Origin of the sequence: Noviherbaspirillum sedimenti (genome assembly GCF_003590835.1) — a bacterium.
Lineage (GTDB): Bacteria > Pseudomonadota > Gammaproteobacteria > Burkholderiales > Burkholderiaceae_D > Paucimonas > Paucimonas sedimenti.
This window is the reverse complement of record NZ_QYUQ01000002.1, coordinates 965862-986964: the sequence shown is the minus strand read 5'-3', so window position 1 is coordinate 986964 and position 21103 is coordinate 965862. Positions and strand designations below refer to the sequence as shown.

Here is a 21103-nt window from a genome sequence, read left to right as displayed (position 1 = left end):
GCGATGAATTTCGACCTCACGCAAGAGCAACTGGCGTTCCGCCAGACTGCGCACGATTTCGCGGCACGCGAACTGGCCCCGCATGCCGCGCATTGGGACGCTCATGCCCTGTTCCCGAAAAGTACGCTCGCCAAGGCGGGCGAACTCGGCTTTTGCGGCATCTATTCACCGGAAGAAACCGGCGGGCTCGGCCTGTCGCGGCTGGACGCCACGATCGTGTTCGAGGAGCTGGCCGCAGCCGACCCGTCCACCACGGCCTATCTCACGATCCACAACATGGCGACCTGGATGCTGTGCACCTGGGGAGCGCCTGCGCTACGCGCGCATTGGGGCCCCCTACTCGCCAGCGGCAGGAAACTGGCATCCTACTGCCTGACCGAACCGGGCGCCGGATCGGATGCGGCGGCATTGAAGACGCGTGCCGAACGCAGCGCCGATGGGTATGTCCTCAACGGCTGCAAGGCGTTCATCTCAGGTGCCGGCGAAACCGACCTGCTGGTGGTGATGGCACGCACCGGCAGCCCCGGCGCGGCGGGCATTTCCGCCTTTGCGGTTCCGGCCGACGTGCCTGGTATCGCCTACGGCCGCAAGGAAGAAAAAATGGGCTGGAACAGCCAGCCGACGCGCGCGATTACTTTCGACAACGTTCGCGTTCCAGCAGATCACCTGCTTGGCCAGGAAGGCGAAGGCTTCAAGATTGCGATGCGCGGGCTGGACGGCGGCCGCATCAATATCGCGACCTGCTCGGTCGGCGCGGCGCAAGGCGCGCTCGATGCCGCGCAGCGGTATGTTGCCGAACGCCGCCAGTTTAATCGCGCGCTGGCGGATTTCCAGGCTATCCAGTTCAAGCTTGCCGACATGTTGACCGAACTTGTGGCTGCACGCCATATGGTGCGCCTGGCCGCAACCAAACTCGATGCAAAGGCGCCTCATGCGACTGCGTATTGTGCAATGGCCAAGCGACTGGCGACAGACATTGGCTTTACGGTCTGCAATGAAGCGTTACAGATTCACGGTGGCTACGGCTACATCCGCGAATACCCGCTGGAACGCCTGGTGCGCGACGCACGGGTACACCAGATCCTTGAAGGCACCAATGAAATCATGCGTTGCATTGTCGCCCGCCATTTGCTTGACACCACTTCACCTGGAGAAATTCGATGAACAACTACACCAACCTGCAGATTGAGATCGCCGGTCATACTGCCGTCGTCACCCTGTCCAATCCGTCTGCCAACACTTTTACGCGTGATGGCCTGATCGCATTGACGCAGCTCGTACATGATCTGGATGCGAACCGCGAGATCGTCAGCCTGGTGCTGACCGGCCAGGGAGAGAAATTCTTTTCCGCTGGCGCCGACCTCAAGCAATTCGCCGATGGCGACAAGGCGATGGCGCGCGAAATGGCGCGCCGCTTCGGTGAGGCGTTCGAAGCCTTGTCTCGTTTTCGCGGCGTGACGATCGCGGCAATCAACGGCTATGCGATGGGCGGCGGATTGGAATGCGCACTGGCTTGCGACATCCGCATTGCGGAAGAACAGGCGCAGATGGCGCTGCCCGAGGCGGCGGTCGGCCTGCTGCCCTGTGCCGGCGGCACGCAGAACTTGTCGTGGCTCGTCGGCGAAGGCTGGGCCAAGCGCATGGTGCTGCTGGGTGAACGCATCAGCGCCGCCACCGCCTTGCAAATCGGCTTGGTGGAAGAAGTCGTGCCGGCCGGTCAGGCGAAGGAACGCGCACTGGCGCTGGCGAAGCTGGCTGACAGGCAGAGCCCCATCAGCATCGCCGCCTGTAAACGTCTAATCCAGGGTGCGCGCCACCAACCGCTCGCACAAGTGCTGCCGCAGGAACGCGAGACGTTCGTCAACCTGTTCGACACCCACGACCAGCAGGAAGGCGTCAACGCATTCCTGCAAAAGCGCGCGCCGCAATGGAGGAACGCATGACGGTCCCGGTCCTGTTCGAGGAGCATCCTGCCGCTAATGGCACACGCATCGGCATCGCTACGCTCAATGCGGAAAAAAGCCTCAATGCCTTGTCGCTGGACATGGTTCACCTGTTGACGGGAAAGCTGCATGCCTGGGCCGGCGATGCCAGCATCGCACTGGTGATCTTGCAGGCCGCCGGAGAAAAAGCGTTTTGTGCGGGCGGTGACCTGCACAACCTGTACCGTTCGATGCGGGAACATCATGCCTCCGATGCGCGTGGCGATGTCGTTGCCAATCGCTATGCCGCCGATTTCTTTGGAGATGAATACCGACTCGATTACCTGATTCACACCTATTCCAAACCGGTACTGTGCTGGGGGCACGGCATCGTGATGGGCGGCGGCGTTGGTCTAATGTCGGGGGCCAGCCATCGCGTCGTCACCGAACAGTCGCGGGTGGCGATGCCGGAGATTTCGATCGGTTTGTATCCGGACGTCGGCGGTTCTTGGCTGCTGTCGCGCATGCCGGGCAAGACCGGGCTGTTCCTGGCGCTCACGGGAGCGCAGGTGCGCGCAGCCGATGCCTTGTTTGTCGGGCTGGCGGATTACGCTCTTCCACAGTCCAGCAAAGCATCGGTGCTTGAAGCCTTGCTGCAGCAAGCGTGGACAGCGCAGCGCCGCGATAACGACGCCTTGCTTTCGCAAGTGTTGCGACGCTTTGCCGATCCGGCGCTTGCCGTGCCGGGGCCGCTGCAGAAGCATTTCGCCGCCATCAATGCGCTGTGCGGCGATACCGATATCCGGCGCATCGCTGCAGCCATTGCCGCGAACGACATCGACGATGCGTGGCTGCATAAGGCATCAGCCACGCTGGCAGCAGGTTCGCCCAGCTCGGCCGCGCTGGCACACGCGCTGCTGCAACGGGCGCAAGGCATGCTGCTGGCAGACGTGTTCCGGATGGAATATATCGCATCCCTGCATTGCGCAGCACGTCATGATTTTGCCGAAGGCATTCGCGCCTTGCTGATCGACAAGGATGGCAAACCGCAGTGGGAACCGGCTTCACTGGAAGACGTGGCGCCGGAGACACTGGGGAGCTATTTCGCCGAACCTGCATGGAACCGGCATCCCTTGGCCGATCTTTAACTGCTGGCTTCCGATAAGCCATAAGCAGAAAGGCATTCTCTTCTGCCGAAGGGAATGCCTTTTTATGCCGGTCAGGCGGATTCGCGCAGTGTTTTGGCTGCAGCAACCATGTTATTCAGCGCCGGAAGCACTTCAGCCCATTGACGCGTCTTCAGGCCGCAGTCCGGATTCACCCACAGCCGTTCTGCCGGAATACGCTCCGCCGCCTTTTTCATCAGTTGCACGATGTGCTCCTGGGTCGGAATGTTGGGCGAATGGATGTCGTACACACCGGGGCCGATTTCGTTCGGGTACTTGAAGTTGTCGAACGCATCCAGCAGCTCCATATCCGAACGCGAGGTCTCGATCGTAATCACGTCAGCGTCCATGTCGGCGATCGACGCGATGATGTCGTTGAACTCCGAATAGCACATGTGGGTATGAATCTGGGTCTCGTCCTCGACGCCGTTGGCCGTGATGCGGAAGGATTCAACGGCCCAGTCGAGGTATTCCTGCCATTGCAGCTTGCGCAGCGGAAGACCTTCACGGAGCGCGGCTTCGTCGATTTGAATGACGCGAACGCCAGCCTTTTCCAGATCCAGCACTTCCTGGCGAATTGCCAGTGCAAGCTGCTTGCACGAGACCGAACGCGGCTGATCGTCGCGTACGAAAGACCAGTTCAGGATCGTCACCGGGCCGGTGAGCATGCCTTTCATCGGCTTTTTCGTGAGGGATTGCGCAAAAGTGATCCATTCGACCGTCATCGCTTGCGGACGGCTGATGTCGCCGAACAGGATGGGCGGCTTCACGCAGCGGGAACCGTAGGACTGCACCCAGCCGAATTGGCTGAACGCATAGCCTTCAAGCTGTTCACCAAAGTACTCCACCATATCGTTGCGCTCGGCCTCGCCGTGCACCAGCACGTCCAGGCCCAAGGCTTCCTGCTCGCGGACGCTGCGGCCGATCTCGGCCTGCATCGCAAGCTTGTAGCCTGCAAGGTCAAGACGTCCGGCCTTGAACTCGCTGCGGGCGTGACGGATGTCGATGGTCTGCGGGAACGAACCGATCGTCGTGGTCGGGTAAGCCGGCAGCTTTAGCAAAGCGGCTTGCTTCGCCGCGCGTTGTTCATATGCGCTGATACGCTTGCCCAGCGCAGCATCGATTCCGGTGATTGCAGCCTTGATCGCGGGATTGTGCACGCGGCTGGATGTGCGCCGTTTCTCGACTGCCGCATGGTTCGCGATGAGCGCTTCCTGTACGGACGCGCGGCCGCTGTTCAAGGCCTTACCCAGGATTTGCAACTCATCCAGCTTTTGCAGCGCAAAGGCGAGCCAGGAGCGGATCTCAGGATCCAGTTTCTGTTCGCTATCCAGATCGACCGGCACGTGCAACAAGGAGCAGGATGGCGCGATCCACAAACGGTCTTGCAGCGCGCGATGAACCGGCTCCAGCCATGCGAGCGTCGCATGCAGGTCGGTTTTCCAGATATTGCGGCCATTGATCACGCCCAGCGACAGTACTTTGTTCGATGGCAGCAGCTCAAGCAGGGGCAAGACGTCATTGCGGCCATTGATTGCATCAACATGCAGGCCAGCCACCGGGAGATGGGCTGCGAGGGAGCGGTTTTCCAGCAATTGGCCAAAATAGGTCGCCAGCAGCAGTTTGACGCGGCAGTCCTTCAGTTGGCCGTACGCGGTATTGAAGGCATTCTGCCAGGCGCTGTCAAGCTCGGTGACGAGCAGCGGCTCATCGATCTGCACCCACTCGATGCCTTCCGCAGCCAAGGTGTCCAGCAACTGTGCATACACAGGCAGCAGGCGCGGCAGCAAGGCCAGCTTGTCGGAGTCATCCTTGGTCTTGCCCAGCGCGAGGTAAGTGACGGGGCCGACGATGACCGGCTTGACCTTCACGCCCTGCGCCTCTGCCTCGGCCAATTGCTCCAGCAGACGCGAGGCATCGAGCTTGAATTCGGTTGCTGCGGTGAACTCGGGGACAATGTAGTGGTAGTTGGTGTCGAACCACTTGGTCATCTCGCCTGCAGCAATGCCGCCGCAACAAGCACCATGATCTTCAGCGCCTTGGGCGGAGCGGCCGCGCGCCACGCGAAAGTAGTTGTCCAGCGCATCGCCATGGAAACCGCGCACGCGCTCGGGCAGGTTGCCCAGCGTGAAACTCATGTCAAGGACCTGGTCGTAGAACGCAAAGTCTCCCACGGGAACGAAGTCCAGGCCTGCCTGGTTGTCCCAATGGCGCTTGCGTAATTGCACACCAAGATCTTGCAATGCATCGCGTGAGGATTCTCCCTTCCAGTATGACTCCAGCGCGAACTTCAGTTCACGCTTTGCACCGATACGGGGAAAACCGAGGTTATGAATAATAGTCATGGATCGCTCCCAAAAGAAACAAGAATGGAATAGATCGTAGCCGCGATGATTCATGAAGTAAAATGGTATTACCTCATCAATCTATGAATTTAATTCAACGGTTATGCTAGAACGTATCCACTTGTCCATCGTGCAGGAAGTTGAAAAGCAGGGTTCGCTGACGGCAGCGGCCAAGGTCCTGTGTGTGACGCAGTCGGCATTGAGTCACACTATGAAAAAGCTGGAACAGCAACTTGAAACGGACATCTGGCTGCGCGAGGGACGCAGCCTCCGGCTGACGCAGGCCGGGCAGTATCTGCTTGCCGTTGCCAATCGGGTGCTGCCGCAGCTGAGCCTTGCAGAAGACAAGCTGCGCCAGTTCGCCCAAGGCGAGCGCGGCACGCTGCGCATCGGGATGGAGTGCCATCCTTGTTACCAATGGCTGTTGAAGGTCGTGTCGCCCTACTTGGCGGCATGGCCTGACGTCGACGTGGACGTTAAACAGAAATTCCAGTTCGGCGGCATCGGCGCGCTGTTCGGTTATGAGATCGATTTGCTGGTCACGCCGGATCCGCTCTATAAACCTGGACTGAAATTTGTACCTGTGTTCGACTACGAACAGGTGCTGGCAGTCGCTCGCAACCATATGCTTGCGGGGGCCGGATACGTCGAGCCCCGGCAGCTCACGCATGAGGTGCTGATCACCTATCCCGTGGCCAAGGACCGTCTGGATATCTATAACCAGTTCCTGCTGCCTGCGGGCGTGACGCCCAAGCGCCACAAGACCATCGAGACCACGGACATCATGATGCAGATGGTGGCCAGCGGCCGCGGGGTTGCCGCCTTGCCGCGCTGGCTGGTGCGGGAATACGCGAGCAAGGTCGATGTCGTTCCAGTGCGTCTGGGACCCGATGGAATTGCCAAGCAAATCTTTCTCGGTGCTCGCGAAGCGGACTTCGAAACGGACTATCTCCAAGCCTTCATCGCGCTGGCCCGTGAGCCGGCCGCATCCTCCGCCACGGAAAACCTCGCATGACAGGAATGCGCCATCATCCAGAATTTATCCGAGTCCGCAGGAAATCACGATTGTGCGTGCCATACTGAACATGAAAAGCAGAGATGGGATCGCCCGTCATCCCGCTAACCAGCAATGCCCACCTCAAGCATCGCTGCAAGACTTTGCGTCGGATCCCCCGAAACCGCAGCGATCTGGCGGGAGGCGCCTTCGCTGAACACAGCGTCTTCGCTGATATCGCTGAGGGTCCTATTCTGTCCGCGACCGCGATACAGTGGCGTATCGTAGACCGCTCTGGTCACGTTTTGCGGAAAAGCCAGCTGACTGGTTGCCGTAGCTGCGACGGCGCGATTGTCGTTCAGATAGACCTGGAAATGAATATGGGTGATTCTTCCCGGATACCATCCCGGAAAAATCGTCGTAAAGTTGACTTCGCCATTCCTGTCGGTCATCTGGATTCCGCGCAGGAATGTCTCATCCGCATGATTACCGTTTTCCCTGGAACTGTAGCCGGAATAACTACCACCCTTGTCGCAATGCCAGATATAGACTGCGGCATTTTCGATCGGCCTGCAGCCATCGCTGACATTCTTTACCTTGAGCCGAAGTGTCAGCGGGATGCCGGCTTTGCCTTCCCGGATATCTTTACGCACCATGGCTGGATTTCCCAGGATGGCGCGCAATAGATAAGGTCCTTGCGTTTCTTCCGGAATGACGGTGCAACTGCCGTCCGTTTCCGCAGCCCTGGAAGTGCCGAAGCCGAACAGACCGGCGGCGCCCAGCGCCCCAAGCTTGCCCAGCGCCTGGCGACGTGCCTTCGAACGCAGCGCTTTGCCGGCTTTGGACCGCGCATTGCCATTGCCAATATTCATCGCCCTACCCCGCATGTCGGCCAATGCACAATCTGACTCCGGCACGGTAAATTGGTGCCGCGGAATTACTTGACGCGCTGCTTTTCCAGCTTGCGCGCCAGCGTGCGGCGATGCATGCCCAGGCGGCGCGCCGCTTCGGAAATATTGAATCCGGTCTCGGCCAGCACCTCGTGGATGCGTTCCCATTCCAGCGTCTTGATCGAGGTCGGCCGGTTAGTCAGTTCGACCTCGCCAGTCCCGGCCACATGGCCGAACGCCGCTTCGATATCATCGGTGTTGGACGGCTTGGCCAGGTATTGGCAGGCTCCCAGCTTGATGGCTTCGACCGCGGTGTTGATGCTGGCAAAGCCGGTCAGCACGACAATCAGCATATCGGGATCATGCTCATGCAGCATTTGCACGCAGGACAGTCCGGAAGTCTTGCCGTTCAATTTCAGGTCGACTACCGCATAGCCTGGCGAATGCTCCTGAAGCAATTCAGCCGCCCTGTCGAGATCCGCCGCCAGCAATACGTGATAGTTGCGGCGTTCGAACGAGCGCCCGAGCGTGCGCGCGAATGCGGCATCGTCTTCGATAATCAGCAGCAAGCGCTCAGCCGGCATCTTTTGCTTCCTCCTCCAGTGCAATCGCCGACAGCGGGATGTGCAGTTCCACGGCGGCGCCGCCATCGGCGCCATTGCGTGCCGAAATCGTGCCGCCGAGCGTGCGCGCGACATTCACCGCCAGGAACAGTCCCAGGCCGCTGCCCGGACGCCCCTTGCTGGATTGATAAGGCTTGCCGAAATCGGCCAGCATCGCCGGCGCAAAACCTGGTCCGGCATCCGTTACCTCCAGTTGCAAGGTATCATCCTTGAGCCTGGCTTCCAGGCCTAGCCATTTCGGTGAAGCCTCGAGCGCGTTGTCGAGCATATTGACGATCGTCTGCTTCAGGGTGGAATCGAACACCACCGGGAGGTCGTGCGGCATGTGGTTTTCATAGACAAAGGTCGCCACTGGCCTGCTGGCACGCCATTCCGTAACCAGGTCATTGAGGAAAGTACGGATGGTGGTCCTGACGGACGATTCGCCGCGCGCCTCGCCTGCGGACAGCAGAATGCCGCTGACGATGGACTTGCAGCGTTGCAGTTGCGCCTGCATCTCCACAATTTCCTCCTGTAGTTCGCTGTTGTCACGGAACGCCGGCATGCGCCGCCAGTCGCCCAGGATGACGGACAGCGTCGCCAGCGGAGTACCAAGCTCGTGCGCGGCGCCCGATGCCAGCAGGCCCATGCGCACGATATGCTCTTCTTCGGCGGCCCGCTGGCGCATGCGGGCCAGTTGCGCATCGCCTGCGCGCAGGTTGCTGGAAATGCGGGTGATGAATACCACCAGCAAGGCGGCGTTGATCACGAAGCAGGTCACCAGGCCCATCACATACAACTCGGCAACGTCCTGTTCCGGACCAAGCAACTCGCGCAGCGGCTTGGCGATGTCGGCCAGGCTTAGCAGGCAGGCTGTGGTGATGGCGACGATTGTCCAGGTCGACCAGGCTGCGAGCAGCACTGCGCTGATGATGACCTGGAGCAGGTAAAGCGAGGCGAAGGGATTGGTGGTGCCGCCGCTGAAATAGAGTTGCGCCGTCAGGCTGGCGACATCCACCAGCAGCGCGAAGAACAGATGCAGGTTGGTGACCGCCCTGCCCTTGTTCCACCACCACTGGCTGGCGAAGTTGAAGACGACGAGGCAGGCGAGCACCAGCAGCATCTGCTGCAGCGGCAGACGGATCCCCATGCCGGCGCTGACGACGGCGATGGTCGTGATCTGTCCGATCACGGCGATCCAGCGCAGGTGGATCAGTTGCAGCATGTTCTTGTGGCCGGCAGTCCTGCCGACGCCGGCGGCCATTGCCGACCACCCTTTCATGCCGATGCGCTTTTCGATTGTGTCAGTCAGTCCTGCCATTTTCACTGTCTTGATCGCGCCGGCGTCCCGCTTCGCCAGCGGCGCGCCGCGTGCGGCGCTCCTCGCGCGCCACCCAGAACGCGGCCGCGGCAGTCATCAATGCCAAGGCATACCAGGTCAGCGCATAGACCAGGTGGTTATTGGGGAAGGAAACCACCGTCAGACCGCCTATGGGGCGATCGGCGGCGCTTTCACCTGGCGCTGCATGCGCGGAAGCGCTTGCCGCGTCCGCATCCACGAAGTATGGCGCAACCCGGGAAAGTTTGCTCGCCGTTGCAATTGCTTCAACGTCACGGGAATACCAGCGCTTATTGAGCGGATCGTTTTGGCGCAGAAATCCGCCGCCGGGCTGGCTCATGCGCAGCAAGCCCGTCACGGTCACGGCCGGCGCGGCCTGTGCGGCCGGCGCGGCATTCGTGGCGGCTGCCGGCGCTGCGATGCGCCCGGCCGGGCCGGCCGGAATAAAGCCGCGGTTGATCAGCACGATGCTGCCATCGGCGCTGCTGCCATCGGCGCTGCGCAGGGGCGTCATGACCCAGTAGCCGGCCCCCAGTGTCGTCGAGGCCTGGACCAGGGTGGTCAACTCGTGCAGAAAGCTGCCGGTGATGCTGACGCGCCGGTATTCGTCGGATAAGGCCGTCATCTGTGGCCAGCGTTGCGGGCCGGGCGCGGCGACAGGATCTGCATGGATGCGCTGCTCGACCCGTTCGATGAGCGCAGTCTTCCATTGCAGCCGCTGCACCTGCCAGGTGCCCAGCGCGACAAAGCCCGTAAACGCAAGCGCCGCGCAGACGGCAAGCGTCACGAGCGCGGCGAGTGAATGAGAACGTGGGGTGGCTTCCCCGGAGGAAGCGCCACCCTGCCCTGCAGGCTTTGTCATTCCATGTTGTGCATCTGGTGCGCGCCGCCAGGCGACATGCCCGGCATCATGTTGTGATTCATGTGATGCATGACCCACAGCGAACCGGCCAGGACGATGACCAGGATGAGCACGGTGAAGATCAGCGCCATCATCGACCAGCCGCCCTCGGAACGGAAGTTCATGTGCAGGAAATAGACCATGTGAACCAGAACTTGTACGGCGGCAAAGCCCATGACGACATAGCCTGTCGTAGCCGTGTTCTCGAACACGTTGCCCATGACTAGCCAGAACGGAATTGCCGTCAGAATCACCGACAGCACAAAGCCTATCACATACTCTTTCAGGCTGCCGTGCGCGGCATGATCGTCATGGCCATGGTGGTCATGGTGGCCGTGACCGTCGGTGTGGGAATGCTTGTGGTGAAGGTCGCTCATGGCAGGACTCCCATCAGGTAGACGAAGGTAAAGACACCGATCCAGATCACGTCCAGGAAGTGCCAGAACATGGACAGGCAAGCCATGCGGCGGCGGTTTTCCGGGATCAGGCCGTGCTTCTTGATCTGGAACATCAGGGTCACCAGCCAGATGATGCCGAAGAACACGTGCAGGCCGTGGGTGCCGACCAGCGCGAAGAACGCGCTGAGGAAGGCGCTGCGCTGCGGTCCGGCGCCCTGGTGGATCAGGTGCGAGAACTCATACAGTTCCAGTCCCAGGAAGGCCAGGCCGAATACGCCGGTAATGCCCAGCCACAGCAGTGTGCTGCCGACGCGCTTGCGCTGCGATTCCAGCATGGCAAAGCCATAGGTGATCGACGACAGCAGCAGGAACGACGTGTTGATCGCAATCAGCTTCAGATCGAACAGTTCGGCGCCCGACGGCCCGCCGGCGTAGCTGCGGCCCAGCACGGCATAGGTCGCGAACAGGCAGGCGAAGATGAGGCAGTCGCTCATCAGGTACATCCAGAACCCCAGGTTCGTGCCGTTTTCCGGGTGGTGTTCGCGCACGTGGTAGCGCGCGCTTGTATCAGCGCTCACGGCGCCGGCATTAGTTGCAGTGATTTCAGACATGGCTTTCCAACAGACGGGTGCGGGCGTTTTCGGTCGAAGTCACTTCCTCGGCCGGAATGTAAAAGTCGCGTTTGTAATTGAAGGTATGGAGGATGATGCCAACCACCATTACGGCAAAGCTTGCAGCGGCCAGCCACCAGATGTGCCAGATCATGGCGAAGCCGAACACCGCGGAAAGCGCTGCGATGATGAAGCCGGCCGAGGTGTTCTTCGGCATGTGGATCGGCAGGAAGTCGGCCAGCGGACGGCGGTAGCCGTTGCGCTTCATGTCGGTAAAGGCATCGCGGTCATGCACCACCGGCGTGAAGGCGAAGTTGTAGTCCGGCGGCGGCGACGAGGTCGCCCATTCCAGGGTACGGCCGTTCCACGGATCGCCGCTAACGTCGCGCAGGGCATGGCGGTTCCGGAAGCTGACATAGAACTGCATCAGCATGGCGGCGATGCCCAGGGCGATCAGGACGGCGCCGAAGAAGGCGATATTGAGCCAGATCTGCATGGCCGGATCCTCGATCTGGTTCAGGCGGCGGGTCGCGCCCATCAGGCCGAGCACGTACAGCGGCATGAAGGCGAGGTAGAAGCCGATCACCCAGCACCAGAACGAGCACTTGCCCCAGAATTCATCGAGCTTGTAGCCGAAGGCTTTGGGGAACCAGTAGTTGATGCCGGCAAACATGCCAAACACCACGCCGCCGATGATCACGTTGTGAAAGTGGGCGATCAGGAACAGGCTGTTGTGCAGCACGAAGTCGGCCGCCGGCACCGCCAGCAGCACGCCCGTCATGCCGCCGACCGTGAAGGTGACCATGAAGGCGATGGTCCACAACATCGGCAATTCGAAGCGGATGCGGCCCTTGTACATGGTAAACAGCCAGTTGAAGATCTTGGCGCCCGTCGGGATCGAGATGATCATCGTGGTGATGCCGAAGAAGGAATTCACGCTGGCGCCGGAGCCCATGGTGAAGAAGTGGTGCAGCCAGACCAGGTAGGACAGGATCATGATGGCCGCGGTCGCGTACACCATCGAGGCGTAGCCGAACAGGCGCTTGCCGCAGAAGGTGGCGACGATTTCCGAGAAGACGCCGAACGCCGGCAGGATCAGGATATACACTTCGGGGTGGCCCCAGATCCAGATCAGGTTCACGTACATCATGGCGTTGCCGCCCAGATCATTGGTGAAGAAGTTGGTGTCGAAGATGCGGTCGAGCGACAGCAGGCCGAGCACGGCGGTCAGCACCGGGAAAGAAGCGACGATCAGCACGTTGGTGCACAGCGACGTCCAGGTAAACACCGGCATGCGCATCCAGGTCATGCCCGGCGCGCGCATCTTGACGATGGTGGCGATCAGGTTGATGCCCGATAGCGTCGTCCCTACACCGGCGACCTGCAATGCCCAGATGTAGTAATCCACCCCCACGCCCGGGCTTGCCAGGATGCCCGACAGCGGCGGAAAGGCCAGCCAGCCGGTGGTGGCGAATTCACCGACGAACAGCGACAGCATCACCAGTGCCGCGCCCATGGCAGTCATCCAGAAGCTGAAGTTGTTAAGGAACGGGAACGCGACGTCGCGCGCGCCGATCTGCAGCGGGATGATGTAGTTCATCAGGCCGGTGACCAGCGGCATGGCGACGAAGAAGATCATGATCACGCCGTGCGCGGTGAAGATCTGGTCATAGTGGTGCGGCGGCAGGTAGCCGGCCGACTCGCCCACGGCAAGCATCTGCTGGGCGCGCATCATGATGCCGTCGGCAAAGCCGCGCAGCAGCATCACGATACCGAGGATGATGTACATGATGCCGATCTTCTTGTGGTCGATGCTGGTGATCCAGTCGCGCCACAAGGGGCCCCACAGGCGGAATTTCGTCAACGCGGCAAGGACAGCCAGGCCGCCCAGGGCGACCATGGCAAAGGTGGCCAGGATGATCGGGTCGTGAAAGGGAACTGAATCCCAGCTCAGGCGCCCGAAAATGGGCGACGTCGTCATTTCAGTATGAGCTTGCATGGTTACTCGTGATGGGAATGGGAGGACGAGACGTTCTCTTGTTGCGGGGCTGGCGCGCCTGGCTGCTGCGCCTTCTGTTGCAGCGCAGTGCGGATGCGCATGGCGTCGTCGGCCATCATCTTGTCGAGGCAGACGGTGTCAGGCGCCACGCAACGGTTGACGATCGTATGGAACAGGCCCGGCGCAACGTCGCCGAAGCGGCGCACCGGCTCGGCGCTGGAGGGTGGCTCCAGTGCCAGGTAAGCGCTGCGGTCCAGCGTGCCGCCGGTCGCCTTGGTTTTCGCGACCCAGGCGTCGAAATCGCCCTGGCTCACGCCGTGGTACTTGAAGCGCATCTGCGAGAAGCCGGCGCCGCTGTAGTGGGCGGAAAAGCCGTCGTAAGCGCCGACCTTGTTGATGACCGCGTTAAGCTGGGTTTCCATGCCCGCCATGGTGTAGATCATGCCTGCCAGGTCGGGCACATAGAAGGTGTTCATCACGGTCGACGAGGTCAGCTTGAAGCGAATCGGCACGTCCACCGGCGTGACCAGTTCATTGACGGTCGCCACGCCCAGCTCCGGATAGATGAACAGCCACTTCCAGTCCAGCGACACCACCTGGACTTCCAGCGGCTTGACGTCGGCCGGAATCGGCCGGTTGGCGTCGAGGCGATCCAGCGGACGGTACGGGTCCAGCTTGTGGGTGCTGATCCAGGTGATCATGCCGAGGATAATGATCAGCAGCAGCGGCACGCCCCAGATGAGCAGTTCCAGCTTGGTCGAATGGTCCCAGTCAGGATCGTAATCGGCTTCGGCCCTGGCACTGCCTTTACGGTACCGCCAGGCGAACAGCAGGGTAAAAAAGATCACCGGCACGACAATCAGCAACATCAGCCCGGTCGCAATCAGGATGAGTTGGCCTTGCTGGTTGGCGACATCGCCGGCGGGATTCAGAAGAACCGTATCGCAGCCAGCCAGCAACGCAAGGGGAAGGAGTAAGAGTCCGCGACGGGAATTTGACGGTAGCATGCAAAAAAAGAATGATATAAATCAAGAATCTTGCTACTTTACTGTTTGCAATACGCACTTGCGATTGGACATTTTGTCCCACCCTTGCAATCCATTCATAATGGGCTTGGCGTATTCATAAAATAAACACAGCAAATTAGGAGACAGGACCATGTCCGGCACAACTACACATGGCGGTGGGATGGCCGCCAATCTTTTGCAGCGTTCTACCCTGGACGAACTGCACAGCAGGTCAGATGATCCCGCCGGGGTCGCACCCGGCGATATCGCCGTCGGCGTCATTATTGGCCGCGCTTCCGAATACTTTGATTTTTTTGTGTATGCCATCGCTTCGGTGCTGGTGTTCCCATCGGTTTTCTTTCCGTTCGAACAACGACTCGAAGGCACGCTGTATGCCTTCCTGGTGTTCGCCTTTGCCTTTATCGCAAGGCCCTTCGGCACGGTGGCCTTCATGGCCATCCAGCGCCGCTTCGGCCGCGAGGCCAAACTGACGGGGGCCCTCCTCCTGCTCGGCGCTTCCACGGCGGGCATCGCATTCCTGCCGAGTTATGCGGAGCTGGGTTTCGCCGCGATCGTCATGCTGTCGCTGTTGCGCATCGGCCAGGGCGTGGCGCTCGGTGGTTCGTGGGACGGCCTGCCCTCGCTGCTGATGCTCAACGCTCCGCAACACCGGCGCGGCTGGTACGCGATGCTTGGCCAGTTGGGCGCGCCGGTGGGTTTCATCGTCGCCGGCGGGCTGTTCGCTTACCTGCTGGCCAATCTTTCCGATGCGGATTTTCTGGCCTGGGGCTGGCGCTATCCTTTCTACGCGGCGTTTGCCATCAATGTGGTGGCGCTGTTTGCACGCTTGCGCCTGATCTCCACCAATGAATACGCCCGCCTGCTCGAAGAGCGCGAGCTGCAGCCGACCGATGTCATCGAAATGACCCGCTCGCAGGGGCGCAACCTGCTCATCGGCGCGCTGGCGGCGCTGGCGAGCTATGCGCTGTTCCACCTGGTGACGGTGTTCCCGCTATCGTGGATCGCCTTGTATTCGAGCCGTTCGGTCAGCGGTTTCCTGCTGCTCCAGATGGCCGGCGCGGTGCTGGCGGCAGTCGGCATCGTCGCCTCCGGCCTGATTGCCGATCGTTTCGGCCGCCGCACCACGCTGGGGATCCTTGCCTGCCTGATTGCCCTCTTCAGCGCACTTGTGCCGATGCTGATGGACGGCGGCGATATCGGCCAGGACATTTTCATCCTGCTCGGGTTTGCCTTGCTCGGATTGTCCTATGGTCAGGCATCCGGGGCCGTCTCCTCCAACTTCGCGGCGAAGTACCGCTATACCGGAGCGGCCCTGACCTCCGACCTGGCCTGGTTGGTCGGCGCCGGCTTCGCCCCCCTGGTGGCGCTTGGCCTGTCCGCGCATTTCGGCCTGGCTTCTGTCAGCCTCTACCTGCTCTCGGGCGCCGCCGGGTCGCTGCTCGCCCTGAGCCTGAATCGCGCCCTGGAGATCCGAGATTAATTAACGAAGGCAGCTATAGCCTGGCAAGGCATTTTCCTGTCGCGTCCGCCACCGCTGTGCAAACGACGCCTTGGTGAGCGGCTCGCGCGTTGCCAGCAGTTTTTCGACCAAATGCTGGAAATGGCGCACCAGTGCCGGGTAAGCTGCATCGCGCGGATGCAGGCTCAGCCGCGCCAGCGGTGACATTTGCAGACAATGCGCCTGCAGATCGGCCCAGTGCGGCGACACCAGCCTGCCGGCGGCATTGCGCGCCGTGTAGAGCAGGCTGGGCGACAGCAAGGATTGCCGTTGCGGCAAAAGATAAAAACGGCCCATGGTGGTGGTGTACTCAAACGGAAAATCCTGCAGCGCCGCCCAGGCGCCCTCACCCAGCAGCCATGCCGGCGCGACAAAGCCCTTGACTGGCCAGTTGCGCTGCCGGAACCAGGCCAGGCCAAGTTCGATTCGGCGCCCTGCCTCGGCGGCATCGATGGCGGCAAACTCGCCTTCGTGCTGCGTATAGACCGTCCGCATGAAGCGCTTGACCAGGCCCGTGCATGTTGGAGCAGGACCGGTATCGAGATGCGTGTAGCCGTGCAAGGCCAGCTCGTGCCCCTGCGCCAGAAGTTCGCCCAGCATGTTCTCGTAAATGTCTGAACGTACCTGGCATCCGTGATACTGCGGAACGACCAGGAACGTCAGCGGAATGTCCGCGACCGCCCGCAGCGCCTGCAGCAAACGCAGGCAATCCGGCCAGGTTTGGGGCGCGACATCATGGATGGAGACGCACAGCGATTTCCCGCTATTTGGCGACATACGCAATCCCGGCTTCCAGTTCTGCCCTCTGATGCGTGGCAAGCAAGCCTGCGTAGCGGTGCAACAGCTGCGGCATGATCCGGTCCCAGTCATACTCGCTGGTGGCCTTGCGGCGCGCATTCGCCCCCAGCCGTGCCAGATCCCGCTGAAAAATCGCTTCGATGCCTTCGCACAGGCTGGCAGCGCTGTTGGGGGCCACCAGCACGCCGGTTTGCTCATCAACCAGTTCACCGACGCCGCCGCCGGTGGTGCCGACCACCGGCAAGCCACAGGCCATGGCTTCCAGGATGATGAGCCCGAAGGTTTCGCAATCGCCCGGGTGCACCAGGACGTCACAACTGGCAAGCAACTCGGCAAGCAGGCGCGTATCGCGCACGAAGGGAATGAAGGTGGTCTGGCGGCAGCGCGGCAGCTCTTCACCGCTGCCAATCAGCACCAGATGATAGGCTTTCCCCAGTTTGCGAACAGCTTCAATCAGGAAATGCAACTTTTTCTCGGGTGTGAATCGTCCGGCATAGACCAGCAGGCGTGTATTCGCCGGCAAGCGCAATTGCGCACGCAGGGTGGCATCGCGCCGCTGCGGACAAAACATCCAGGTATCGACCCCCAGCGGCTGGTGCACCGCTGCCGGCAGCCCCATGGCTGCAAGCTGCTGCACCATCATGTGGCTTGGCGCCAGTACCAGGTCGCATTGCCGATAGATATATTGCAGATATTTTATGGCGCCCTGCTGCCCCAGCTTGCCGAACTGGCGTCCAATCAAGGCGGGCAAGTCGGAATGGTAGAAAGCCACCACCGGAATCTGCTGCCGGCGCTTCATCCGCAACGCGGCCCAGGCGCATGGACCGGCATCGCCTACCTCGATCAGATCCGGTTGCAGGTCTTGCAGGATGCGGCATGTCGCGCCAATCGATCGCGGCATCCGGTAACCGTCAATGCCGGGAAACGTGATTCCGGGAATTTGCACGACATCCGGATTGCCGCCGTCGCCACGAATGCTCGGGCTGACAATGGTGTGCCGAATACGGCTGCGACGGGCGAGCCAACGCGCTTTCGCATTCAGATAGGAACTGACGCCCCCGCCTTCGGCGGCGTAGAACATCGTGATATCGACGATATGCATTGGCAGAGTAAGGTTTGCTTGTCCCACACTAGCGTATGACCTGAAAAAATGGCTTGAGCTTCATCAAATTGACAATATTGACGATTTGCCTCGCCCCTATTTGCAGATACGCAATGCCATGGCTGATGGGAATATTTTTGCGCTCATCCTGACATGGAGAAATTGGCAGTAGACTATTGTTTCCACTATCGACCGCGCAGCGCATCGCGCAAGCATCCGGATCGGGAGACAGCATGGACTGGCAGAAGCAGAACAGCAGCAAACCGGGTTCCCCACCGGGAAGCCGACCGCCGTCGGGTGGCGACAACTGGCAAGACGTCTTGCCGCGCAAGACCTGGCTGGTCTTCCTTGGCGTGCTGCTGGCCAATTACCTGCTGATGCGTTTCCTGTTCCCGGTGCAAGATGAGCCGCTGACCATTCCCTATACCGTGTTCAAGGCGGAAGTGGCAAAGGGCAATGTCACCGCGATTTTCAGCCAGGGCGCCGGCATCGAGGGCCGCTTCACGGCGCCGGTCACCTGGCCGACGCCGCAAGACCAGCAAGCCGCGACGCGTGAGCACGCGCTGCCAAAGCCGCGCAGCGCACAGACCTTCACCACCACGCTGCCGCAATTTGTCGGGCCCGAACTGGAAGCGTTTTTGATCGATAACAAAGTCGAGATCAGCGCGGTACCGATCCAGGCGGGCAGCGCCTGGGCCACCCTGCTGTTCGGTTTTGGCCCGGCCATCTTGCTGATTGCTTTCTATGTCTGGCTGTACCGGCGCGCGACGCAACAAGGCGGCGGCATCGGCGGCGGCATGTTCGGCATCGGCAAGAGCAAGGCGCGCCGCTATGACCAGGAAAGCAATGCCCGCGTGACTTTCGATGATGTCGCCGGCATCGACGAAGCCGAGGACGAGTTGATCGAAATCGTCGACTTCCTGCGCAATCCCGCCAAATACACTCGCCTGGGCGGCACCGCGCCCAAAGGTGTACTGCTGGTCGGCGCGCCAGGCACCGGCAAGACGCTGCTGGCCAAGGCGGTCGCCGGCGAAGCCGGGGTGCCGTTCTTTTCGATGAGCGCCGCCGAATTCGTCGAGATGATCGTCGGCGTCGGCGCCGCCCGCGTGCGCGATCTGTTCAAGCAGGCGCGCGAAAACGCCCCGGCGATCATCTTCATCGACGAAATCGACACCATCGGCCGCGCCCGCGGCCAGGTAGTGCTGGGCGGTTCCAGCGAACAGGAGCAGACCCTGAACCAGATCCTGACCGAGATGGACGGCTTTTCCAGCCGCGAAGGCATCATCGTCCTGGCGGCGACCAACCAGCCCGATGTGCTCGACAAGGCGCTGCTGCGGCCCGGGCGCTTCGACCGGCGCGTGGTGCTGAACCTGCCCGACAAGACCGGCCGCGAAGCGATCCTCAAGGTCCATACGCGCAAGGTGCCGCTGGCCGCAGACGCCAGCCTGGCCGAGTTGGCCGCCAGCACGCCGGGGCTGTCCGGCGCCGACCTGAAGAACCTGGTGAACGAAGCCGCGCTGCTGGCGGCGCGGCGCGAACAGAATGAAGTGCGGCTGAAGGATTTCATGGATGCCCTGGAAAAGATCGTGCTCGGCCCCGAACGCCCGCTGCTGCTCAGCGACGCCGACCGTGAACGCATCGCCTACCATGAAAGCGGGCACGCCATCCTCGGCCTGCTGGTGCCAGGCGCCGATCCAGTCAACCGCGTCACCATCGTGCCGCGCGGGCAGTCCCTCGGCGTGACGTACCAGCGCCCGCAAACCGACCGCTACAATTATCCCGAGGCCTACCTGCGCGCCAGGATCATCGGTATGCTGGGCGGTCGCGCCGCCGAGGAAATCGTCTATGGCAGCAAGACCACCGGCGCCGAAAGCGATATCGAGCAGGCCACGCACCTGGCGCGCAACATGGTGACGCGCTGGGGTATGAGCGATGCGCTCGGCATGGTGCAACTGGCGCCGCAACAGAACCTTTATCTGGGCACCGAATTCGGCGGCGCGCGCGGCTTCAGCGAAGAAACCGCGCGCCGCATCGATGACGAAGTACAACGGATTATCGGCGAATGCCATGCGCAGGCACGGCGGCTGCTTGAACAGCATCGCGCGCAACTCGACAGCCTGGTCGCGGCCCTGCTGGCGCGGGAAACACTGGATGAGCAGGAAATTCTCGCGGCCACCGGCTTGCCGCCGGCACCGCCTTTGGAATCGCGCCCGCTGCCCTTGCGCGCGCCGCCCGCTTAGCCGCGCGCCTGACGCGGATGCGGATCAGCGAACTCGTGCTGATAAAACAGTGCGTCGGTGGCGTCCATACAACACAGCCATGTTCCGCATCACGATCATGAGCATTTGCTGCCAACTTCAGCTTGCGTCTGATCATCATGCAGTGCTGCGTCATGATGCAATCTTGTCATTGCCACGGGAACCTTCCCGCTTCCGTACTGACATGGAACCGCATGCACGCCACCACCGCCACACATTGTCGCAATTTTGCGGTTTTTGCCGGCAGCGCCATGCTGCTGTTGCTTGGCCTTCCGTCCCTGAAATCACATGTCCAGGATACCGCTGTCGATATCAGCATGGCCGGCTTATTGCTCGTCATGGCAAAAGCCTTCCTCAAGTTCCTGCCGCTGATGCTGGCGCTGCTGGTCGAACTCAGCCTTGCACCTGAAAAACGCCTGTTCTGCGCCAGGTTATTCAAGTGGCAAAAATCGCGACGCATCGACCTCTACAGTTTCATCCTGAGCCACATGCACAGAGTGCATGCCATTCTGAACATGGCATTTACGTTCGGCATCCCGATCCTGCTTGACCGCCTCATCAAGAACAGCATGCCGCGCAATTTCAGCTTGTTTGCACTGCTTGAACGTCATGCCGGCTACGCGCTGGCGGTGCTGGCATTTGTGTTCGTCGCCACTTTCTTCAACTATTGGGAACATCGCCTCTGGCATAGCCGCATCCTGTGGCCGATTCATCGCTTCCATCATTCCGCCACCGACTACAACGCCTTGACTGAAACGCGCAAGCATTTCACCGAAACCTTGCTGACACCGCTGTTTTTCACCCTGCCGCTGAGCTTGCTCGGCGCTCCGCTTGAATTCGTGGCGACCTATCTGGCCCTGATCCTGTTCCAGGGTTTCATGAACCACACCGACCAGGGCATCAGCTATGGCTGGATCGGCCGCCATCTCTGGATCGATCCGCTTTACCACAAGCTGCATCATTCCAGCGCAGCCGAGCACATGAACATGAATTTTTCCGGCACCCTGCCGCTGTGGGACAGGCTGTTTGGCACTTATGCGCCAGCCCATGGCGAGCTGGCGGTGGGCGTCAGCGGCGCACCGCACTATGACACCCTGCCCTACTGGAAAATCCATCTGCGGGACTTTTCCGACTTGTTGATCAACCTGGGTACGGCATTGAAGGATAAGCTGGGTCGCCGCGGTTCCATCGGCCGGGGGGGAAACTGACAATCGGATTTGGCGGTGGGATTTGGCAGCGGGAATTTCGGGTG

18 protein-coding genes are annotated in these 21103 nt (G+C 61.0%); 7 read left to right on the top strand and 11 right to left on the bottom strand.

The annotated features are described in order from the left end of the window. Positions 1-3: 3 nt before the first annotated feature. From D3878_RS04580 to D3878_RS04570, 3 genes are read left to right on the top strand one after another with little or no spacing between them, the layout of a single operon-like run. A complete protein-coding gene (locus D3878_RS04580) occupies positions 4-1164 on the top strand; it encodes an acyl-CoA dehydrogenase family protein (RefSeq protein WP_119784405.1) in 1161 nt (386 codons plus the stop codon). Next, a complete protein-coding gene (locus D3878_RS04575; RefSeq protein WP_119784404.1) occupies positions 1161-1943 on the top strand; it encodes an enoyl-CoA hydratase in 783 nt (260 codons plus the stop codon). Before D3878_RS04580 ends, D3878_RS04575 begins: the two co-directional genes overlap by 4 nt. After that, positions 1940-3070, top strand: coding sequence for an enoyl-CoA hydratase/isomerase family protein (locus D3878_RS04570; protein WP_119787700.1), 1131 nt, complete (start codon positions 1940-1942; stop codon positions 3068-3070). Before D3878_RS04575 ends, D3878_RS04570 begins: the two co-directional genes overlap by 4 nt. A gap of 71 nt (positions 3071-3141) precedes the next feature. Here the strand turns inward: D3878_RS04570 and metE are convergent, their stop codons facing one another. Further along, positions 3142-5433: a 5-methyltetrahydropteroyltriglutamate--homocysteine S-methyltransferase gene (gene metE / locus D3878_RS04565; protein ID WP_119784403.1), complete on the bottom strand. Its 2292-nt coding sequence runs from the start codon at positions 5431-5433 to the stop codon at positions 3142-3144. A 103-nt stretch (positions 5434-5536) separates the two neighbouring features. Here metE and D3878_RS04560 point away from each other — a divergent pair, with 103 nt between their 5' ends. Beyond that, positions 5537-6448, top strand: a complete 912-nt coding sequence (locus D3878_RS04560; RefSeq protein WP_119784402.1) for a LysR family transcriptional regulator — start codon at positions 5537-5539, stop codon at positions 6446-6448. A 104-nt stretch (positions 6449-6552) separates the two neighbouring features. Here the strand turns inward: D3878_RS04560 and D3878_RS04555 are convergent, their stop codons facing one another. The 8 genes from D3878_RS04555 to cyoA all read right to left on the bottom strand — a co-directional run bounded on the left by D3878_RS04555 (position 6553) and on the right by cyoA (position 14174). Continuing rightward, a complete protein-coding gene (locus tag D3878_RS04555) occupies positions 6553-7299 on the bottom strand; it encodes an intradiol ring-cleavage dioxygenase (protein WP_158592176.1) in 747 nt (248 codons plus the stop codon). 65 nt (positions 7300-7364) lie between these two features. Further along, entirely contained in the window at positions 7365-7901 is a 537-nt protein-coding gene (locus D3878_RS04550) for a response regulator transcription factor (RefSeq protein WP_119784400.1), read from the bottom strand. After that, on the bottom strand, positions 7891-9240 hold the full coding sequence (locus D3878_RS04545) for an ATP-binding protein (protein WP_119784399.1): 1350 nt from the start codon (positions 9238-9240) through the stop codon (positions 7891-7893). Before D3878_RS04545 ends, D3878_RS04550 begins: the two co-directional genes overlap by 11 nt. Then, positions 9224-10120, bottom strand: coding sequence for an SURF1 family protein (locus D3878_RS04540; RefSeq protein ID WP_119784398.1), 897 nt, complete (start codon positions 10118-10120; stop codon positions 9224-9226). The genes D3878_RS04545 and D3878_RS04540 overlap by 17 nt, the downstream gene beginning before the upstream one ends. Next, the gene (gene cyoD, locus D3878_RS04535) at positions 10117-10536 is read right to left on the bottom strand and encodes a cytochrome o ubiquinol oxidase subunit IV (protein ID WP_119784397.1); all 420 of its coding nucleotides are present in this window, start codon (positions 10534-10536) and stop codon (positions 10117-10119) included. Before cyoD ends, D3878_RS04540 begins: the two co-directional genes overlap by 4 nt. Continuing rightward, positions 10533-11168 carry a cytochrome o ubiquinol oxidase subunit III gene (cyoC, locus tag D3878_RS04530; RefSeq protein WP_119784396.1) on the bottom strand — a complete coding sequence of 212 codons (636 nt, stop codon included), beginning with the start codon at positions 11166-11168 and terminating at the stop codon, positions 10533-10535. The genes cyoD and cyoC overlap by 4 nt, the downstream gene beginning before the upstream one ends. Next, complete coding sequence (cyoB, locus tag D3878_RS04525) at positions 11161-13167, bottom strand: cytochrome o ubiquinol oxidase subunit I (protein ID WP_119784395.1); 2007 nt, start codon at positions 13165-13167, stop codon at positions 11161-11163. The genes cyoC and cyoB overlap by 8 nt, the downstream gene beginning before the upstream one ends. A gap of 2 nt (positions 13168-13169) precedes the next feature. Next, positions 13170-14174, bottom strand: a complete 1005-nt coding sequence (gene cyoA / locus D3878_RS04520) for a ubiquinol oxidase subunit II (RefSeq protein WP_119784394.1) — start codon at positions 14172-14174, stop codon at positions 13170-13172. A gap of 151 nt (positions 14175-14325) precedes the next feature. Here cyoA and D3878_RS04515 point away from each other — a divergent pair, with 151 nt between their 5' ends. After that, positions 14326-15675: an MFS transporter gene (locus tag D3878_RS04515; protein WP_199688081.1), complete on the top strand. Its 1350-nt coding sequence runs from the start codon at positions 14326-14328 to the stop codon at positions 15673-15675. Here D3878_RS04515 and D3878_RS04510 read toward each other — a convergent pair whose 3' ends face one another. After that, positions 15676-16470 (bottom strand): DUF2334 domain-containing protein, encoded by a 795-nt coding sequence (locus tag D3878_RS04510; RefSeq protein ID WP_119784392.1) that lies wholly within the window; start codon positions 16468-16470, stop codon positions 15676-15678. After that, entirely contained in the window at positions 16457-17593 is a 1137-nt protein-coding gene (locus D3878_RS04505; protein ID WP_233556228.1) for a glycosyltransferase, read from the bottom strand. Before D3878_RS04505 ends, D3878_RS04510 begins: the two co-directional genes overlap by 14 nt. A gap of 233 nt (positions 17594-17826) precedes the next feature. Here D3878_RS04505 and ftsH point away from each other — a divergent pair, with 233 nt between their 5' ends. Then, a complete protein-coding gene (gene ftsH / locus D3878_RS04500) occupies positions 17827-19833 on the top strand; it encodes an ATP-dependent zinc metalloprotease FtsH (protein WP_119787698.1) in 2007 nt (668 codons plus the stop codon). Positions 19834-20045: 212 nt separating this feature from the next. Next, the gene (locus D3878_RS04495) at positions 20046-21059 is read left to right on the top strand and encodes a sterol desaturase family protein (RefSeq protein WP_158592175.1); all 1014 of its coding nucleotides are present in this window, start codon (positions 20046-20048) and stop codon (positions 21057-21059) included. Positions 21060-21103: the final 44 nt, after the last annotated feature.

Excerpts from the sequence above, each read along its gene's own strand:
- D3878_RS04580 (WP_119784405.1), top strand. The coding sequence starts at position 4 with ATGAATTTCGACCTCACGCAAGAGCAACTGGCGTTCCGCCAGACTGCG.
- D3878_RS04575 (WP_119784404.1), top strand. The coding sequence starts at position 1,161 with ATGAACAACTACACCAACCTGCAGATTGAGATCGCCGGTCATACTGCC.
- D3878_RS04570 (WP_119787700.1), top strand. The coding sequence starts at position 1,940 with ATGACGGTCCCGGTCCTGTTCGAGGAGCATCCTGCCGCTAATGGCACA.
- metE (WP_119784403.1), bottom strand. The coding sequence starts at position 5,433 with ATGACTATTATTCATAACCTCGGTTTTCCCCGTATCGGTGCAAAGCGT.
- D3878_RS04560 (WP_119784402.1), top strand. The coding sequence starts at position 5,537 with ATGCTAGAACGTATCCACTTGTCCATCGTGCAGGAAGTTGAAAAGCAG.
- D3878_RS04555 (WP_158592176.1), bottom strand. The coding sequence starts at position 7,299 with ATGAATATTGGCAATGGCAATGCGCGGTCCAAAGCCGGCAAAGCGCTG.
- D3878_RS04550 (WP_119784400.1), bottom strand. The coding sequence starts at position 7,901 with ATGCCGGCTGAGCGCTTGCTGCTGATTATCGAAGACGATGCCGCATTC.
- D3878_RS04545 (WP_119784399.1), bottom strand. The coding sequence starts at position 9,240 with ATGGCAGGACTGACTGACACAATCGAAAAGCGCATCGGCATGAAAGGG.
- D3878_RS04540 (WP_119784398.1), bottom strand. The coding sequence starts at position 10,120 with ATGACAAAGCCTGCAGGGCAGGGTGGCGCTTCCTCCGGGGAAGCCACC.
- cyoD (WP_119784397.1), bottom strand. The coding sequence starts at position 10,536 with ATGAGCGACCTTCACCACAAGCATTCCCACACCGACGGTCACGGCCAC.
- cyoC (WP_119784396.1), bottom strand. The coding sequence starts at position 11,168 with ATGTCTGAAATCACTGCAACTAATGCCGGCGCCGTGAGCGCTGATACA.
- cyoB (WP_119784395.1), bottom strand. The coding sequence starts at position 13,167 with ATGCAAGCTCATACTGAAATGACGACGTCGCCCATTTTCGGGCGCCTG.
- cyoA (WP_119784394.1), bottom strand. The coding sequence starts at position 14,174 with ATGCTACCGTCAAATTCCCGTCGCGGACTCTTACTCCTTCCCCTTGCG.
- D3878_RS04515 (WP_199688081.1), top strand. The coding sequence starts at position 14,326 with ATGTCCGGCACAACTACACATGGCGGTGGGATGGCCGCCAATCTTTTG.
- D3878_RS04510 (WP_119784392.1), bottom strand. The coding sequence starts at position 16,470 with ATGTCGCCAAATAGCGGGAAATCGCTGTGCGTCTCCATCCATGATGTC.
- D3878_RS04505 (WP_233556228.1), bottom strand. The coding sequence starts at position 17,593 with ATGCATATCGTCGATATCACGATGTTCTACGCCGCCGAAGGCGGGGGC.
- ftsH (WP_119787698.1), top strand. The coding sequence starts at position 17,827 with ATGGACTGGCAGAAGCAGAACAGCAGCAAACCGGGTTCCCCACCGGGA.
- D3878_RS04495 (WP_158592175.1), top strand. The coding sequence starts at position 20,046 with ATGCACGCCACCACCGCCACACATTGTCGCAATTTTGCGGTTTTTGCC.